The organism is Pseudomonas brassicacearum (genome assembly GCF_918698105.1).
Taxonomy (GTDB): domain Bacteria; phylum Pseudomonadota; class Gammaproteobacteria; order Pseudomonadales; family Pseudomonadaceae; genus Aquipseudomonas; species Aquipseudomonas brassicacearum_F.
Genome location: NZ_CAKKMI010000015.1, coordinates 75,306 through 93,175 on the forward strand (window position 1 = coordinate 75,306; position 17,870 = coordinate 93,175).

16 protein-coding genes are annotated in these 17,870 nt (G+C 61.5%); 4 read left to right on the plus strand and 12 right to left on the minus strand.

Features of this window, described 5'->3' with window-relative positions; genetic code table 11:
* Positions 1 to 32: 32 nt before the first annotated feature.
* The 3 genes from LQ215_RS08505 to LQ215_RS08515 form a co-directional block, all read right to left on the minus strand.
* Positions 33 to 986 (minus strand): adenosine deaminase, encoded by a 954-nt coding sequence (locus LQ215_RS08505; protein ID WP_230148813.1) that lies wholly within the window; start codon positions 984 to 986, stop codon positions 33 to 35.
* A gap of 83 nt (positions 987 to 1,069) precedes the next feature.
* Positions 1,070 to 2,035 (minus strand): 2-oxoglutarate and iron-dependent oxygenase domain-containing protein, encoded by a 966-nt coding sequence (locus LQ215_RS08510; protein WP_230148815.1) that lies wholly within the window; start codon positions 2,033 to 2,035, stop codon positions 1,070 to 1,072.
* Between the two features lie 142 nt (positions 2,036 to 2,177).
* The gene (locus LQ215_RS08515; protein WP_230148817.1) at positions 2,178 to 3,260 is read right to left on the minus strand and encodes a BMP family ABC transporter substrate-binding protein; all 1,083 of its coding nucleotides are present in this window, start codon (positions 3,258 to 3,260) and stop codon (positions 2,178 to 2,180) included.
* A gap of 354 nt (positions 3,261 to 3,614) precedes the next feature.
* Between LQ215_RS08515 and LQ215_RS08520 the strand changes: the two genes are divergently transcribed.
* Positions 3,615 to 4,706 carry a calcium:proton antiporter gene (locus LQ215_RS08520; RefSeq protein ID WP_230148819.1) on the plus strand — a complete coding sequence of 364 codons (1,092 nt, stop codon included), beginning with the start codon at positions 3,615 to 3,617 and terminating at the stop codon, positions 4,704 to 4,706.
* A gap of 98 nt (positions 4,707 to 4,804) precedes the next feature.
* On the opposite strand, the gene LQ215_RS08525 is transcribed toward LQ215_RS08520, so the two are convergent.
* The 3 genes from LQ215_RS08525 to LQ215_RS08535 form a co-directional block, all read right to left on the minus strand.
* Positions 4,805 to 6,163 (minus strand): 8-oxoguanine deaminase, encoded by a 1,359-nt coding sequence (locus LQ215_RS08525; protein ID WP_230148820.1) that lies wholly within the window; start codon positions 6,161 to 6,163, stop codon positions 4,805 to 4,807.
* Positions 6,164 to 6,430: 267 nt separating this feature from the next.
* A complete protein-coding gene (locus tag LQ215_RS08530) occupies positions 6,431 to 7,117 on the minus strand; it encodes an SDR family oxidoreductase (RefSeq protein ID WP_230148822.1) in 687 nt (228 codons plus the stop codon).
* Positions 7,118 to 7,142: 25 nt separating this feature from the next.
* Positions 7,143 to 7,493, minus strand: coding sequence for a MerR family transcriptional regulator (locus LQ215_RS08535; protein ID WP_058545036.1), 351 nt, complete (start codon positions 7,491 to 7,493; stop codon positions 7,143 to 7,145).
* 81 nt (positions 7,494 to 7,574) lie between these two features.
* Here LQ215_RS08535 and LQ215_RS08540 point away from each other — a divergent pair, with 81 nt between their 5' ends.
* Positions 7,575 to 8,003, plus strand: a complete 429-nt coding sequence (locus tag LQ215_RS08540) for a hypothetical protein (RefSeq protein ID WP_230148824.1) — start codon at positions 7,575 to 7,577, stop codon at positions 8,001 to 8,003.
* Positions 8,004 to 8,072: 69 nt separating this feature from the next.
* Here LQ215_RS08540 and LQ215_RS08545 read toward each other — a convergent pair whose 3' ends face one another.
* The 6 genes from LQ215_RS08545 to LQ215_RS08570 form a co-directional block, all read right to left on the minus strand.
* Positions 8,073 to 8,999, minus strand: coding sequence for an ABC transporter permease (locus LQ215_RS08545; RefSeq protein ID WP_013692177.1), 927 nt, complete (start codon positions 8,997 to 8,999; stop codon positions 8,073 to 8,075).
* Positions 8,999 to 10,105 (minus strand): ABC transporter permease, encoded by a 1,107-nt coding sequence (locus LQ215_RS08550; protein WP_230148826.1) that lies wholly within the window; start codon positions 10,103 to 10,105, stop codon positions 8,999 to 9,001. The genes LQ215_RS08545 and LQ215_RS08550 overlap by 1 nt, the downstream gene beginning before the upstream one ends.
* Before the next feature lie 11 nt (positions 10,106 to 10,116).
* Positions 10,117 to 11,670 (minus strand): ABC transporter ATP-binding protein, encoded by a 1,554-nt coding sequence (locus LQ215_RS08555; RefSeq protein ID WP_230148828.1) that lies wholly within the window; start codon positions 11,668 to 11,670, stop codon positions 10,117 to 10,119.
* A 533-nt stretch (positions 11,671 to 12,203) separates the two neighbouring features.
* Entirely contained in the window at positions 12,204 to 12,785 is a 582-nt protein-coding gene (locus tag LQ215_RS08560) for an IMPACT family protein (RefSeq protein WP_230148830.1), read from the minus strand.
* Positions 12,786 to 12,792: 7 nt separating this feature from the next.
* Entirely contained in the window at positions 12,793 to 13,443 is a 651-nt protein-coding gene (locus LQ215_RS08565) for a TetR/AcrR family transcriptional regulator (RefSeq protein WP_058542942.1), read from the minus strand.
* Positions 13,444 to 13,550: 107 nt separating this feature from the next.
* On the minus strand, positions 13,551 to 14,471 hold the full coding sequence (locus LQ215_RS08570; RefSeq protein WP_207966750.1) for a LysR family transcriptional regulator: 921 nt from the start codon (positions 14,469 to 14,471) through the stop codon (positions 13,551 to 13,553).
* Between the two features lie 122 nt (positions 14,472 to 14,593).
* On the opposite strand from LQ215_RS08570, the gene LQ215_RS08575 reads away from it, so the two are divergent.
* A complete protein-coding gene (locus LQ215_RS08575) occupies positions 14,594 to 15,943 on the plus strand; it encodes an aspartate aminotransferase family protein (protein ID WP_003197518.1) in 1,350 nt (449 codons plus the stop codon).
* 73 nt (positions 15,944 to 16,016) lie between these two features.
* A complete protein-coding gene (locus tag LQ215_RS08580; protein ID WP_018605104.1) occupies positions 16,017 to 17,510 on the plus strand; it encodes a CoA-acylating methylmalonate-semialdehyde dehydrogenase in 1,494 nt (497 codons plus the stop codon).
* Positions 17,511 to 17,870 lie beyond the last annotated feature (360 nt).

The window sequence follows — 17,870 nt, forward strand, 5'->3', positions numbered from 1 at the left end:
AAGCTCGCTCCCACAGGGATTTTCGGTGACGCTTAAGGTTTTACCAGCCGCGCATCCAGGCTGTTCTGCGCCAGGCGCTTGGCCTGGTCCTGGGTCATGCCCAGGTGGGTGTACAGCGCGTGGAAGTTTTCGGTGACGTAGCCGCCGAAGTACGCCGGGTCATCGGAGTTCACCGTCACCTTCACGCCGCGCTCGAGCATGTCGAGGATGTTGTGCTGCGACATGTCGTCGAACACGCACAGCTTGGTGTTGGACAGCGGGCACACGGTCAACGGAATCTGCTCGTCGATGATCCGCTGCATCAGTCGCTCGTCTTCAATGGCTCGCACACCATGGTCGATGCGCTGGATCTTCAACAGGTCCAGGGCTTCCCAGATGTACTCGGGCGGGCCCTCTTCGCCGGCGTGGGCGACGGTCAGGAAGCCTTCGTTGCGCGCGCGGTCGAATACGCGCTGGAACTTGCTCGGTGGATGGCCCATTTCCGAACTGTCCAGGCCCACGGCCACGAAGGCTTCGCGGAACGGCAGCGCCTGGTCGAGGGTCTTCTGGGCTTGTTCTTCACTCAGGTGGCGCAGGAAACTCAGGATCAGGCCGCTGGTGATGCCCAATTGCTGCTCACCGTCCTTGAGGGCGGCGGCGATGCCGTTGAGCACCACTTCGAACGGGATGCCACGGTCGGTGTGGGTCTGCGGGTCGAAGAACGGTTCGGTGTGGATCACGTTCTGCGCCTTGCAGCGCAACAGGTAGGCCCAGGTCAGGTCGTAGAAATCCTGGGAGGTGCGCAGCACGTCGGCGCCTTGGTAATACAGGTCGAGGAATTCCTGCAGGTTGTTGAAGGCATAGGCCTTGCGCAGGGTGTCGACGTCGTTCCACGGCAGGGCGATCTTGTTGCGTTCGGCCAGGGCGAACAGCAGTTCGGGCTCCAGCGAGCCTTCCAGGTGCAGGTGCAGTTCAGCCTTGGGCAGGGCGTTCAGCCAGTCGTACATGGTCTTTTCTCATCAGCGAATCGATGGCGGGCATTCTACAGGCGCTGGCCGCCTTGTCGGGTAAAACCTGACCGGCTGATCCACTACACGGCGAGCGACTCACGCCGGTAAGCATAGGTGTCGGCGAAGCGCGACAGCAGGAATTCGGCGCAGGTAGTGGTTGGGTACTTTGGCGGGTGGGCGTCATCCTGGCAACCGGGCAGGCATTGGATCAGCGTGTCGGGGTGCGGCTCGGCAAAGAACGGCATCGAGTACCGGTCCACTCCCAGTGGGCTGATCACCCGATGTGGCGTGGACAGGTAACGGTCGTTGCTCCAGCGCGCCATCATGTCGCCGAGGTTGACCACGAAGGTGCCTTCGATGGGCGGCGCGTCGATCCACTGGCCGTCGACGTTGCGCACTTGCAGGCCACCAGCGGCGTCCTGATAGAGCAGGGTGATGCAACCGTAGTCGGTATGGGCACCGGCACCTTGCTGCTCGGCGCTACTGGCGGTGTCGCGGGGCGGGTAGTGGATCAGGCGCAGTACGCTGACCGGCTCGTTGAAGCGTGTGTCGAAAAAGTCCCGTTCGATACCCAGGGCCAGGGTCATGGCCCGCAGCAGGGTTTGGGCAAGTGTCTGCATGTCGCGATAGTGCTGCTCCATCAAGCTTTCCCAGCCAATCAGGTCGGGGTGGCGGTTGGGACCACGCAGGGGTTTTTGCGCCAGCACGTCGGGGTGATCGGCCGGCAAGTGCAGGCCCATGTCGAAGGTTTCCTTCAGGTCGCTGGGCTTGGTCGGGTCCAGTTGTTCGGTGGCGACGGCGCCATAGCCACGGTGGTGGCGGGTCTGGGTGATGTCGATCTTGAGTTTTTCTTCGACGGGCAGGGCGAAGAAGCGCCTGGCGCTGTCCAGTACCTCGGCGATGCGCGCCGCGCTGATGGAGTGGCCCTTGATGTAGAAAAAGCCCCATTGGCGGCAGGCGCGATCGATCTGCTCGGCGACGGTTTGCCAGGCGTTGGGTTCATCGCCGTAGAGCGGGCTGATGTCGATGATGGGAAGGCTGTTCATACTGCGTTCCTGACTTGAAATAGGCACTCCATGTGGGAGCGAGCTTGCTCGCGATCGCGGTGGGTCAGCCAATATAGATATTGAAGGTCAGTCCGCAATCGCGAGCAAGCTCGCTCCCACAGGGGTTTGGGTTGGTCTTGAGTTATTTGGGAATCTCAGCCTTCATACCTTCGACGTAATAATTCATCGACGCCAGTTCCGCGTTGGTGGCGCTCACGCCCGCCGGGATTTTCTCGATGCCGGCCTGGTCCTTGATCGGGCCGGTGAACGGGTGGAAGGCGCCGCTCTCGATGTCGGCGATGATCTGCTCGGCTTCGCCCTTGACCGCTGCCGGCACCAGGTCGCTGATCGGCAGTTTCACCGTGCCTTCCTTCAGGCCGCCCCAGTAGTCCTGGGATTTCCAGCTGTGGTCGAGCACGCTCTGGGTCGCCTGGATGTAATGCGGGCCCCAGTCATTGACGATGGACGTCAGCACCGCCTTGGGGCCGAAGTGGGCCATGTCCGACGCGTAGCCCACCGCATAGACGCCGCGTCGCTCGGCCGCCTGGATCGGCGCCGGGCTGTCGGTGTGCTGGAACACCACGTCCACGCCCTGGTCGATCAGCGCGTTGGCGGCGTCGGCCTCCTTGCCCGGGTCGAACCAGGAATTGACCCACACCACTTTGATCTCGCTGCCGGGGTTGTACTTGTTCAGGGCCAGTTGGATTGCGTTGATGTCGCGGATGACTTCCGGGATCGGGAAGGAGGCGACGTAGCCGATTTTCTTGGTCTTGGTCATCTTGGCCGCGAGGAAGCCACCGACGTAGCGACCCTCGTAAGTGCGCGCCAGGTAGGTGCCCAGGTTCTTGTCCTGCTTGTAGCCGGTGGCGTGTTCGAAGGTCACCTTGGGAAATTGCTTGGCGACCTTGAGGGTCGGGTTCATGTAGCCGAAGGAGGTGGTGAAGATCAGGTCGTACTTGTCCTTGGCCATGTTGCGGATCACCCGCTCGGCGTCGGCCCCTTCCGGCACGTTTTCCACGTAGTTGGTGATGATCTGCTCGCCGAATTTCGCCGCCAGTTCCTTGCGCCCTTGTTCGTGCTGATAGGTCCAGCCGTGGTCGCCGATCGGGCCGATGTAGACGAAACCGACCTTCAGCGGGTCGGCGGCACTGGCATTCAGGCCGGCGCCCAGGCCGACGGCGGCGACGACGGCGCAAAGCAATTGCTTCAAGGGGCGTTTGTGCATGAACTCGAACTCCGTTTTGTTGTGAGGTTGGCTGTCCAGCATCAATGCAAATTGCTGACCAACAAGACAACTAATCGACGCGCTCCTATTGTGGCGAGGGAGCTTGCTCCCGCTGGGGCGCGTAGCGGCCCCGGTTTTAACGGTCGCTGCGCAACCGAGCGGGAGCAAGCTCCCTCGCCACAGTTTGATATCCCCACAACCTGTGGGAGCGAGCTTGCTCGCGATGAGGCCCTCCAGATCGATAAAGGTGCACCTGCCAGCCACCCGCCACCCCCTGGTGCATCACACCCAACGAAACGTTCAGCGCCTCCTATAGTCAGTAACTCATGACCCCGCCACGGTGACAGGCCCGCGATGCTCACGTTGATCAAGCAAGAAAAACTACTGTTGCTGGCGCTGATCGCCGCGTGTATCGCCTATCCGCTGGAGCACTGGCTGCTGGGCAACGGGCAGGTGGTGGCGTTGACCGGCGGCCTGGTCCTGATCGGTTTCATCGTTGCGGCGTCCATGCGCGTGGCCCATCACGCCGAACTGCTGGCGGAAAAGGTCGGTGATCCCTACGGCACCATGATCCTGACGCTGTCGGCGGTACTGGTGGAGGTGGTGATCCTGGCGATCATGATGAGCAACGAGGCGTCGTCGACGTTGGTGCGGGACACGATCTACTCGGCGGTGATGCTCGACATCAACGGCATCCTCGGGCTCGCGGCGCTGATGGGCGGGATCAAGCATGGCGAGCAGGCTTACAACGACGATTCGGCGCGCACTTACAGCGTGATGATCCTCACCGCCATGGGGGTATCGATGGTGGTGCCGGAGTTCATTCCCCGCGAGAGCTGGAAAATGTATTCGGCCTTTACCATCGGCGCGATGATCGTGCTGTACACCTTGTTCCTGCGCATGCAGGTCGGGCCTCACAGTTACTTCTTCAGCTACAGCTACCCGGAGAAACGTCGCAAGAAAGAGCCGGTGGAAAACGAGCCGAAACCCATCAGCCTGACGATTTCCATCGGTGCATTGGTGTTTGGCGTGGTGGTGATCGGCGCCCTGGCCGAAGTCATGTCCAAGGCCCTTGACCTGGGGTTGGAAGGCTCGGGCGCGCCGCCGGTGGTCACGGCGATCCTGGTGGCCGCCATCTCCGCCGCCCCGGAAATCCTCACCGCCCTGCGCGCGGCCCTCGCCAATCGAATGCAGTCGGTGGTGAATATCGCGCTGGGGGCTTCTCTGTCCACCGTGATCCTGACCGTGCCCGTGATGGAGGCCATGGCCCTCTACACCGGCCAGCCGTTCCAAATGGCAATGACCCCGGTGCAGACGGTGATGATCTTCATCACCCTGATCGTCAGCGCGATCAACCTCAACGATGGCGAAACCAATGCCATCGAAGGCATGACCCACTTTGTGTTGTTTGCGACGTTCATCATGTTGTCCCTGCTGGGTCTCTAGAAGAGCATCGCGGGCCAGCCTTGCTCCCACAGATCACTGCAAGTCTGTGGGGCTCATGAAAATCTGTGGGAGCAAGGCTTGCCCGCGACGGCGTTGGGTCAGGTACCGGCGATCAACTCCCGCGCCGCCTGGCTGTGGTCAGCAATCAAGCCCTTCAAATCCAACCCCTCGACCTGCCCGTCGATGACCCGCCATTGCCCGCCGATCATCACCCGATCCGCCCGATCCGCGCCGCACAGCAGCAGTGCGGAAATCGGATCGTGGCTGCCGGAGAAGCGCAGCTCATCAAGCTTGAACAGCGCCAGGTCGGCCTGCTTGCCCACCGCCAGTTCACCGATATCGCTGCGCCCGAGCAGTTGCGCCGAGCCCCGGGTCGCCCAGCCCAGCACGCGCTCCGGCGTGATCGCTTGCGCGCCGTAGCGCAGGCGCTGGATGTACAGCGCCTGGCGGGTTTCGAGGATCATGTTCGAGGCATCGTTGGACGCCGAACCGTCTACCCCCAGGCCCACGGGAGCGCCGGCGGCGGTCAGGTCCAGGGTCGGGCAAATGCCCGAGGCCAGGCGCATGTTCGAACTCGGGCAGTGACAGATGCCGGTGCCGGCGGCGCCGAGACGGGCGATTTCATCCGGGTTGAAATGAATGCCGTGGGCCAGCCAGGTACGTGGGCCAAGCCAGCCGACGCTGTCCAGGTAATCCACGGTGCGCAGGCCAAAGCGTTGCAGGCAAAACGCTTCTTCATCGAGGGTTTCGGCCAGGTGCGTGTGCAGGCGTACGTCGAGTTTTTCTGCCAGTTCGGCGCTGGCGCTCATGATCTGCGGCGTGACCGAAAACGGTGAGCAGGGCGCCAGGGCAATCTGGATCTGCGCGCCGTCGCCGCGCTCGTGGTACTCGGCGATCAAGCGCTGGCTGTCGTCGAGAATCACCTGGCCCTGCTGCACGGTCTGCTGCGGCGGCAAGCCACCGTCGGCCTCGCCCAGGCTCATGGAACCGCGAGTCAGCATCGCGCGCATGCCCAGTTCACGAACACTCTGCACCTGCACGTCGATAGCATTTTCCAGGCCTTCGGGAAACAGGTAGTGGTGGTCGGCCGCCGTGGTGCAGCCCGACAGCAGCAACTCGGCCAAGGCCACTTTGCTGGCCAGGGCAAGTTTTTCCGGGGTCAGCCGCGCCCACACCGGGTAGAGGGTTTTCAACCACGGAAACAGCGGCTGATTCACCACCGGCGCCCAGGCGCGGGTCAGGGTTTGATAGAAGTGATGATGGGTGTTGATCAAGCCCGGCAGGATCACATGCTCGCCCGCGTCGAAGATCTGGTCACAGGGCTGGGCGGGTTGCTGGCCGGCGCTCAGCAGTTCGACGATCACACCGTCCTGCAGGACGAGGCCGCCATGGGCATCGAGGTCGTTGGCCGTGAAAATGGCGAGGGGATTTTTTAACCAGGTACGGGTCGCAGGCATGGTGGCCGGCTCCTCTGAAAGTGGGTTCAGGTTAGCCAGCTCAGTGATGCCCTGTCTGCTGATCCAGGGTCGCCCGTTGGATAGGGCGAGGTGCGGAGTTTACTCAGGTTGTCGGACGCATTTCCAGTGCCAGACCCGGCACCAATGTGGGAGCGAGCTTGCTCGCGATAGCGGCCTGACATCCAACATCAATGTTGACTGATCTGGCGCCATCGCGAGCAAGCTCGCTCCCACAGGGTTATCGGTGTTCCACAGGGTATCGGGTGTTTACCAGGGAATCGTCTCGCCCCGGTAGTTGACGAAGTGATGCCCACCCTTGCCGGCAAAGGCATTCACTTGATCGATCAGCCCGCGGGTGCTGGTGTCGACGTCGATGTCCGCCCCTTCACCGCCCATGTCGGTCTTGACCCAACCCGGGTGCAGCGACAGCACGGTCACTGCCTGCTCGCCCAACTGGCTGACAAAGCTATTGGTCATGGAGTTGAGCGCCGCCTTGCTGGCCTTGTACAGCGCCAGTTCCGGTGCGTCGGGCATGGTCACGCTGCCCAGCACCGAACTCATGAAGGCGAGCACGCCGCTGCCGTCGCGGATCTGGCCGACGAAACGTTGGGCCAGGTTGATCGGCGCCACCGCGTTGGTGAAGAACAACTGGCCGACTTCCGCCAGCGTCGCGCCGCCAGGGTTCTGGTTGTCCGGGCCCTTGACGCCGGCGTTGACGAACAACAGATCGAAGGTCTCGCCCTTGAGCTGTTGGCTCAGGGCGATCACGGCTTGCTGGTCGTCCATGTCGAGTTTTTCGATCCGTACCGGGCCCAGTGCCCTCAAAGCCTCTGCGTTCTGCGGGTTGCGCACGGTGGCGGTCACGTTCCAGCCATCGCTGAGCAGCGTCTTCACCAGACCAAGGCCCAGGCCTCGGGAGGCGCCGATGATCAATGCGTTTCTTGCCGAATTCATGAGAGGCATCCTTGAAAGAAAAAGGTCATGGATTTAATGGACAGCGTTGCCCGAGCCGTTGTTTCAGCTCGTGACGCAATGCGTCGAGTTCGGTCATGCGGGTTTCGATCAGGTTCAGTTTGTCTTGCAGCAATTGCGTCACGGCGCAGTCCGGGTCGGGGGCGTTCCACAGGGCGGCGACGCTGGCGCTGATCTCGCCCAGGGTAAAGCCCAGGCGTTGGGCGGTCTTGATATAGAGCACCAGTTGGACCATGTCGGCGGGGTAGTCGCGATAGCCATTGGCGCTGCGCGTCGCCGCGATCAGGCCCCGCTGCTCATAGAAACGCAGCGTGTCTCGACTGACGGCGCAGGCCTGGGCTAATTCACCGATGCGCATTGTGGGACTCCAGAGGACTTGACCTTGGAGCATACCCCAGGCTTTAGCCTTTTCGCTCCCCAATTATCTGGAGCAAAGTGTATGTGGACTTCGATGCAATACCGCCGGGTGGTGCTTGGCAGCGCCTGGTACGACCTGATCGTGTCGGCCGCGCTGGTCACGCCGTGGAGCTTTGCGGCGCTGCATGGTGTGTTGATGAGCATGACTCAGCTATTCGACCTGCCTGGGGAACTGCCGCCGTTTGCGCCGGCGCATGTGTTGATGGTGAATCTGCTCGGTTCGATTGTCTGCGTGTGGGCGGTGCTGCGGATTCGCGATCCGCAGGCGCTGTACGGGCGTTATGACGCGACGGGGCGGTTTCTGTTTTCGGCCTGGATGCTGTATGCGCTGCTGCATGGGGCCAGTGCGGTGTTGTGGGTTTTCCTGTTTTTCGAGGTGGTGTGGGGCTTGGTTCAGGTGTTGCCTGTTCGGGACTCATCGCGGGCAAGCCTTGCTCCCACAGATCACTGAAAAATCTGTGGGACTTATGAAAATCTATGGGAGCAAGGCTTGCCCGCGATAGGCACGCCGCGGTCTATCTCAATGCCCCGCCTGCCAAGGTTGCCCCAGCGACACCGGCGCATACAGCCGGGTGCGCACGGCGTCCCGGGACAACAGCACCAGCACCACAATGGTCGCGGCATACGGCAGCATCGCCAGCAGACTCGACGGGATCGCCAGGCCCAGTCCCTGGGCCACCAGGTGCAGGATGCTGGCGAGGCCGAACAGGTAGGCGCCCAGCAGCAGGCGCCACACCCGCCAACTGGCGAACACCACCAGCGCCAGGGCGATCCAGCCGCGCCCGGCGCTCATGTTCTCGGCCCACATCGGCGTGTAGGCCAGCGACAGATAGGCGCCGGCCAACCCGGCCATGGCGCCGCCAAACAGTACCGCCAGGGTCCGCACCCGCAACACCGGCAGGCCCATGGCACTGGCGGCATCGGGATTTTCCCCGACGGCCTGGATGATCAACCCGACGCGGCTTTTCACAATCATCCACGCCACCAGGGCAAACAGGGCGAAGGACAGGTAAACCAGCAGATCCTGGGCAAACAGCATCCGCCCGATCAGTGGAATGTCACTCAAGTAAGGAATCGCCAGCGGCTCGAATCCCGCCAGCGGTTTACCGACCCAGGCCGCCCCGACAAAACTCGACAGGCCCACACCGAAAATCGTCAGCGCCAGCCCGGTGGCGACCTGATTGGCGTTGAAGACCAGCGCCACCAGCGCGAACAACGCCGACAACAGCATGCCGGCGGCCATCGCCAGCAGCACGCCGAGCCAGAGGTTGCCGCTGTTGAATGCGACGATAAAACCGATCACCGCGCCGAACAGCATCATGCCTTCCTGGCCCAGGTTGAGGACGCCGCTTTTTTCGCAGACCAATTCACCCAGGGCCACCAGCAGCAACGGCGTACCGCAGCGGACCATGGCGTAGAAAATATTGCTCAACAGGTCGATATCCATCACAGCGCTCCTGCCTGTACAGCGGTGGTTCGGGTGCGCCGGGCCCAGCGCAGGTTCAGGCGTGGTCGGTACAGGATCAGCACGTCGCAGGCCAACAGGAAAAACAGCATCATCCCCTGGAACAACTGGGTGATGGCCTGGGGAAGGTTCAGCGACATCTGCGCGCTCTCGCCGCCGATGTACAGCAACGCCATCAACAGGCTGGAAAACAGAATGCCAATGGGATTGAGGCGACCCAGGAACGCCACGGTAATTGCTGCATAGCCGTAGCCCGGCGACACCTGCGGCACCAGTTGCCCGATCGGCCCAGTCACTTCGCAGACGCCGGCCAGCCCGGCCAGTGCCCCGCTGATCAACAACGCCAGCCACACCAACGGCTTCTGGCGAAAACCGGCGAAACCGGCGGCGCGGGCATCGAGGCCCAGTACCTTGATCTGAAAGCCAACGAAGCTTTTCTGCAGCAACACCCACACCGCCACCAGCGCCAGCAGGGCGAAATACAGCCCGGCATGGACCCGACCATCCTCCAGCAGCAACGGCAGGCGACTGGCCTCGCCGAACATCGCCGACTCGGGGAAGTTGAAACCTGCGGGGTCTTTCAACGGCCCGTGAACGCAAAACAGCAACAGGTTCAGGGCGATGTAATTGAGCATGATGCTGGTGAGGATTTCATTGGCATTGAAGCGCGTGCGCAGCCACGCCGTGAGCCCGGCCCAGGCGGCACCGGCCAGGGTGCCAGTGAGCAGGATCAGCACCAGTGCCCAGCGGCTTTGCATGTCGATGATGTTCACCGCCAAGGCACTGCCGGCCAGGGCGCCCAGCAGCAGTTGGCCTTCAGCGCCGATGTTCCAGATACGCGCCTGATAGGCCACTGCCAGGCCGAGGGCGCACAGCAAGATTGGCAAGGTCTTGACCAGCCACTCGGACACGCCGTACAGATCGCTGATCGGGGCGATCAACAGGGTGTACAGCGTTTGCAGCGGGTCGTGCCCCAGGACGATGAACAGCAGCGAGCCACAGGTCAGGCTCAACACGGCGGCCAGTAGCGGCGAGCACCAGAGCATCAGGCGCGATTGCTGGCCGCGAGGTTCGAGAGAAAGCAGCATGTAGAACTCCGTTAAACCGGTGCGGGGGCAGGGGATTGAGGGGCGTCGAACTGGCCGGCCATCCAGCCGCCGACGTCACTGAGCCGGGTCTCGACGGTGGGTCTCAAGGCCGACAGACGCCCGCCGCACAAGGCGCCGAGGCGGTCGCTGATCTGGAACAACTCGTCGAGGTCTTCGGAGATCACCAGAATCGCCGCGCCTGCGTCGCGCAGGGCAATCAGGGCGCGATGGATGGTCGCCGCCGCGCCGACGTCCACGCCCCAGGTCGGGTGAGCGGCCACCAGCAGCTTCGGTTGTTGGAGGATTTCCCGGCCGAGAATGAATTTCTGCAGGTTGCCTCCCGAGAGGCTGCGCGCTGGAGTTTTGGTGTCGGGTGTCTTCACGCCAAAGCGGCGGATGATCTCCTCGGCCAAGTGTTCGACCTTGCTGCGGCGAATCAGTCCGTGGCTGACCAAGCCCTGTTGGAAAGCGCTGAGCAAGGCGTTATCCGCCAGGCTCAATTGCGGCACGGCGCCATGGCCCAGGCGCTCGGCGGGGACAAAGGCCAGCCCGAGCCGGCGACGGGCGTCGGGGCGCAGGTGAGCCACGGGTTGCCCGTCGAATCGGATCGTTTCGCCTTGCTGTCGGGCAAGCGCAGTTTCTCCGCTGAGCAACGCCAGCCATTCGTCCTGGCCGTTGCCCGCCACCCCGGCGATGCCGACGATTTCGCCGCAGCAGACCTCAAGGTCAATGTCCCGTAACGAGCAGCCGAACGGGTCCGGGTTGTGCCAGGACAGCTTGTTGATTTGCAGGAAGGCTTTGTCTGCGCTGGCCTTGGGGTAGTCCGTGATCAGTCCGGCCGCTTCGCCGACCATCAGTTGCGCCAACTCCCGGTCCGAGCAGTGCGCCGGGGTGCAATGCCCCGACACCCGCCCGCCGCGCAGCACCGTGGCGCTGTGGCACAGCGCTCGCACTTCCCCGAGCTTGTGGCTGATAAACAAAATGCTGCAGCCCTCGCTCGCCAGGCGTCGCAGGGTCACGAACAGTTCTTCGGCTTCCACGGGTGTGAGCACCGAGGTCGGCTCATCGAGAATCAGCAGGCGAATGTCCTGCATCAGGCAGCGAATGATCTCTACCCGCTGGCGTTCGCCAATCGACAGGCTGTGGACGAGCCGCTGCGGCTCCAGCGCCATGCCATAGCGTTGTGAAACCTCGCGGATCCGGGGTTCCAGTTGCGCCGGCGTACCGGCTGCCGCGCCCATTGCCAGGGCAATGTTTTGCGCAACGGTGAGGGTTTCGAACAGCGAGAAATGCTGGAACACCATGCCGATACCCAGGCTGCGGGCCTGGGCCGGATTGCGCAGGTTGACGCGCTGACCCTGCCAGATCACCTCGCCTGAGTCGGCAGGGGTGACGCCGTAGATAATCTTCATCAGGGTGCTTTTACCTGCACCGTTTTCCCCGAGCAGAGCGTGGATCTCGCCGGGTTGGATGCTCAGGTCAATGGCGTCGTTAGCCAGGCAACCGGGGTAGCGTTTGCTGATGTTGCGCAATTGCAGGCGCGCGATGGAATCGGGGTTGGACATGACAGGCTCAGGCCAATGGACAGGAATGCCTGTGGATAAAGCAATTTCCTGGCCATCAGGTCAGGAAATTGCCTCGCCCCGCGTCGCCAAGGCCCTCGGCATGTAGTCTGGGTATCTGTCTTTGGAAAATTTTGCACTGACTTGGAGCGCGCAAGTTTTGCGCAGGCATCGGTTTGCCCTGAAATGGGTGGTTAAAAATTGAGCAAGCGGCTGCGAGCCATGCCCTTCATGGGGTGGCAGGAGCCATGAACGGGTTATCCACAGGTTGCTCCACAGTTATTGTGTGCAAGCCTGGAGCTCGGGCATAAGCACAGCCGGGCTTTCTTCTAAAAGTGATAAACCGCCGCAAGCGTTTGTTTTGTGGATGGATTTTTCGGTTCGGCGGGACTTTGGCTGAAAAATGAGCAACCCGCTCAAACCCGCATGACAGAAGGGTTACAGAGGGATGTGCTCAGGTTATCCACAGTCGGGTGCACAGTGGATGTGGGCAAGTTGAACGTTTGCGGTACGCCGTGAAAGATCGCAGGCTGATCTCAACGTGCCAGCAGAATCCGCCCACGGCTGAGGTCAGCCAGGTGCGTTTGCAATGTTCCGATCTGCGCTTCGCCCACCGCCAGTTGAAGGTCTACGCCATTGGCCGTAAAGCTTTCTTCATTGACCAATCCGCCGCATTCGGCGACGCGCAGTTTCACCAGGGCCAGTTCGGCGAACCCGCAGGAACAACGCAGCGCCACGCGACTGATCAATTCGGTTTTTTCGGCATTTTGCAGGCATTTGTTCGCGCCGCCGCCATAAGCCCGGGCCAGCCCACCCGTGCCCAGTTGAATCCCGCCGTACCAGCGAGTCACCAGCACCACGACTTGATCGCAGGCCTGGGCTTCGATCGCGGCCAGGATCGGCCGCCCGGCGGTGCCTCCCGGCTCGCCATCGTCGTTGCTGCGATATTGGTCGCCGAGTTTCCAGGCCCAGCAATTGTGCGTGGCATCCCGGTCGCTGTGTTGCTCGATGAACGCTTGGGCGTCGGCGGGGCTGGTGATGGGCGCGGCGAACGTGATGAAGCGGCTTTTGCGAATTTCTTCGCGGTATTCGCAAAAGCCGGTAAGAGTAAAGGACATGGCGATCTTAGAGGGCAGGTGTCAGGCCGCAGCCTTTGAGGATGATACGGATCAGGTTGTCGCCAGCCTCGATCATGTCCTGCTTGGTCAACTTGCTGCGACCGGTAACGCGACAGATCTGGGTGGCGAAGTCGGCGTAATGCTGGGTGCTGCCCCACAACAGGAAAATGAGGTGCACCGGGTCGATCGGGTCCATCTTGCCGGCATCGATCCAGGCCTGGAACACGGCCGCCCGACCATTGAACCAGGCGCGATAATCCTGGTTGAAATATTCGGTCAGGCATTCGCCACCGCTGATCACTTCCATGGCAAACAGTCGCGACGCCTGGGGTTGGCGGCGAGAGAACTCCATCTTGGCGCGGATATAGCGGGTCAAGGCTTCGGCCGGATCGTCCTCGGCGGTGAGGGTATTGAAGGTGCTGTCCCACAACTCGATGATGTTGCTCAGCACCGCCACGTACAAGCCGAGCTTGTTGGTGAAGTAGTAATGCAGGTTCGCCTTGGGCAGCCCGGCCTTGAGGGCGATGGCATTCATGCTGGTGCCTTTGAACCCGTGACGGGCGAATTCATCTTCGGCAGCCTTGAGGATCGTCTCTTCGTTCTTTTGACGAATGCGGCTGGTGGGCTTGCCACCGTGGGCAGGGACTTCAAAGGTCATGGGCGTTTCCGGGCTGGGTCTGTGGGCAAGCAAATGCGTTGATAGCGCACCGGCATCGATCCGACAAGTGCCATTACACTAAAAGCCTCTTGATGGCTCCTACAGGATTAGCGGGTTGCCGCCAGGCTTTCGAGAAAACTCTCCAGCACCAGGTGAGGCCGGCGACCCTTGCGCGTAACCGACGCCAGGCTCAGGTCATAGAACCGTGCCGCCGGTTTCAAAGCCCGCAACCGACCTTGCTGGACCCAGAGGTTGGCGTAGTGATCGGGCAGGTAACCGATGTAGCGCCCGGTGAGAATCAGGAACGCCATGCCTTCGCGGTCCGATGCGCTGGCGGTGCAATTGAGCGCTTGGTAATGGGCCTGGATTTCGGCTGGCAGGCGGAACGTGGGGGCGATGGCGTCCTGGCTGTTGAGGCGAGCGTCTTCGAGTTGCTGGTCATCGACATAAAACAGTGGATGCCCGACCGCGCAGTACAGCAACGATCGTTCACTGTACAGCGGTTGATATTCCAGCCCGGACAAGGCACTGGCCTGGGGAACTACGCCGACATGCAGGCGCCCGTCGAGCACGCCTTGCTCGACTTCGTTGGGGGCGATCATGCGGATCTGGATCTGTACGTCGGGCCCGCGTTCTTTCAATTGAGCCAGGGCGTGGGTGATGCGCATGTGGGGCAGGGTGACCAGGTTGTCGGTCAAGCCGATGGTCAACTCACCGCGCAAATGCTGGTGCAGGCCGTTGACTTCGGTGCGAAAGCTTTCCAGTGCGCTCAATAGCTGCAACGCCGATTGATACACCTCGCGACCTTCCTCGGTCAGGGAAAAACCCGCGCGCCCACGCTGGCACAGACGCAGGCCGAGACGTTGCTCCAAGTCGCTCATCTGCTGGCTGATGGCCGAGCGACCGATGCCAAGCACGGTTTCAGCGGCGGAAAAGCCACCACACTCCACTACGCTGCGGAAAATGCGCAGCAGGCGAATATCAAAGTCGCTGACCTGGGCCAGTGGATCGGGACGACGAACGCTCATAGTTTAGTGATCCACCGACTGAAGGTTACAAAAGTTGGATTTCACCGACTTTATCGCCGTGGCAACTTAGCTGCAAGAACGCTTTCGATCCCCTGTCGCTTATGACCTGCGAGGTTTTGTCGATGAACATGCCTGAACACGCTGCCGGTTCCCTGGCCAGCCAGCTCAAGCTGGATGCCCACTGGATGCCTTACACCGCCAACCGCAATTTCCAGCGCGATCCGCGCCTGATCGTTGCTGCCGAAGGCAGTTGGTTGGTGGATGACAAGGGGCGCAAGGTGTACGACTCGCTGTCGGGCCTGTGGACATGCGGCGCCGGGCACACCCGCAAGGAAATCCAGGAAGCAGTCGCCAAGCAATTGGGCACCCTCGATTACTCGCCGGGGTTCCAATATGGTCATCCGCTGTCGTTCCAACTGGCGGAAAAAATCACCAGCCTGACCCCGGGCAATCTCAATCATGTGTTCTTTACCGACTCCGGCTCCGAGTGCGCCGATACCGCGGTGAAGATGGTCCGCGCCTACTGGCGTCTCAAGGGCCAGGCGACCAAGACCAAGATGATTGGTCGTGCCCGTGGCTATCACGGCGTGAACATCGCCGGCACCAGCCTCGGCGGTGTCAACGGCAACCGCAAACTGTTCGGCCAGGCCATGATGGACGTCGACCACTTGCCTCATACCTTGCTGGCCAGCAATGCCTATTCCCGTGGCATGCCGAAAGAGGGCGGCATCGCCTTGGCCGATGAGCTGTTGAAGCTGATCGAACTGCACGATGCCTCCAACATCGCTGCGGTGTTCGTCGAACCGATGGCTGGATCGGCCGGCGTGTTGGTACCGCCAGAGGGTTACCTCAAGCGCCTGCGGGAAATTTGCGACCAGCACAGCATTCTCCTGGTGTTCGACGAAGTGATCACCGGTTTCGGGCGCACCGGTTCGATGTTCGGTGCCGACAGCTTTGGCGTGACCCCGGACCTGATGTGCATCGCCAAGCAAGTCACCAATGGCGCGATCCCCATGGGTGCGGTGATTGCCAGCTCCGAGATCTACCAGACGTTCATGAACCAGCCGACGCCCGAGTACGCGGTGGAATTTCCCCACGGCTACACCTACTCGGCGCACCCGGTGGCCTGCGCGGCTGGCCTGGCGGCGCTGGACCTGCTGCAGAAGGAAAACCTGGTGCAGAGCGTGGCCGAGATCGCCCCGCATTTCGAGAACGCATTGCACGGTTTGAAGGGCGCGAAGAACGTCATCGACATTCGCAACTATGGCCTGGCCGGCGCGATCCAGATCGCCGGGCGCGACGGCGATGCAATCGTGCGTCCGTTCGAGGCTGGCATGGCTTTGTGGAAAGCCGGGTTCTATGTGCGGTTTGGCGGCGACACCCTGCAGTTCGGGCCAACGTTCAACAGCAAGCCGCAGGATTTGGATCGCCTGTTCGACGCGGTCGGTGAAGTGCTGAACAAGCTCGACTGATACGTCCTTCTATATAGCTTTCGATAACGGGCGTCCGGTCACGGGCGCCTGTGGATAAATTCTGGAGTCCCCCATGAGTCTCATCCCGCATTTGATCAATGGCGAACTGCTGAGCGACAGCGCTCGCACCGCCGATGTGTTCAACCCGTCTACTGGCCAGGCCATCCATAAAGTGCCGTTGGCTGATCGCGCAACCATCCAGCAGGCCATCGACGCCGCGAAGGCGGCTTTCCCGGCCTGGCGCAATACACCAGCGGCCAAGCGCGCGCAGGTGATGTTTCGTTTCAAGCAATTGCTGGAGCAGAACGAGTCGCGCATCGCGCAGTTGATCAGTGAAGAACACGGCAAGACGTTGGAAGACGCGGCCGGTGAGCTCAAGCGCGGCATCGAAAACGTCGAATTTGCCTGCGCGGCACCAGAAATCCTGAAAGGCGAATACAGCCGTAACGTAGGACCGAACATCGACGCTTGGTCAGACTTTCAGCCTCTGGGTGTGGTGGCCGGTATCACTCCGTTCAACTTCCCGGCGATGGTGCCGCTGTGGATGTATCCGCTGGCGATCGTTTGCGGTAACTGCTTCATCCTCAAGCCGTCCGAGCGTGACCCGAGTTCGACGCTGCTGATCGCCCAGTTGTTGTTGGAAGCCGGTTTGCCCAAGGGCGTATTGAGCGTGGTGCACGGCGACAAGGCTGCGGTGGACGCGCTGATCGAAGCACCGGAAGTGAAGGCGCTGAGTTTTGTCGGTTCGACGCCGATTGCCGAATACATCTATGCCGAGGGCACTCGGCGCGGCAAACGCGTCCAGGCGCTGGGTGGAGCGAAGAACCATGCGGTGCTGATGCCGGATGCCGACCTGGACAATGCCGTCAGCGCGCTGATGGGCGCGGCGTACGGTTCCTGCGGCGAACGCTGCATGGCGATTTCGGTGGCGGTGTGTGTCGGTGACCAGGTGGCGGATGCGCTGGTGTCCAAGCTGGTGCCGCAGATCAAGGCGCTGAAGATTGGCGCAGGTACATCCTGTGGGCTGGACATGGGACCGTTGGTGACGGGGCAGCATCGCGACAAAGTCAGTGGTTATATAGAAGACGGCGTGGCGGCGGGTGCTTCGCTGGTGGTCGACGGCCGAGGCTTGAGTGTGACCGGGCATGAGGAAGGTTTCTTCCTGGGTGGCTGCCTGTTTGATCGCGTGACACCTGAGATGCGTATCTATAAGGAAGAGATATTCGGGCCGGTGCTGTGCATCGTCCGGGTCAATAGCCTGGAAGAGGCGATGCAGTTGATCAACGATCACGAGTATGGCAACGGCACTTGCATCTTCACTCGCGATGGCGAGGCGGCGCGGTTGTTCTGCGATGAGATCGAAGTCGGCATGGTGGGCGTCAACGTTCCATTGCCGGTGCCGGTTGCCTATCACAGCTTTGGCGGCTGGAAGCGCTCGCTGTTCGGTGACCTGCACGCCTACGGCCCGGATGGTGTGCGTTTCTATACCCGTCGCAAGGCCATTACCCAGCGCTGGCCGCAGCGTGCCAGCCATGAGGCTTCGCAGTTCGCTTTCCCCAGCTTGTAATCGGTAAATGAAGAGGCCGGCGCTCTTGGGCGCCGGCCTCTGTATTTACGGGGATTTTTGACTGATGTGACAGAATTATGAAAATAGGTGTTGACGGCAGATTCTGGAAGTCTATAATTCGCCCCACTTCCGGCGCAGTCGAAACGGAAAACTCCTTGAGATTCAACGAGTTAAGTAAGTTTCGAAGGTGTTGGGTTTCAGGTCATCGAAGCCCGGAAGGAGCAGGTAGAGCGGTGTTGTTTGGCTCTATCGGCGGTTCGATCTTCTCGGTCGAAAGCGGTGAAAAAGAGGTGTTGACAGCAGCGAGTAACGCTGTAGAATTCGCCTCCCGCTAACGAGAGATCGGAAGCGCAAGTGGTT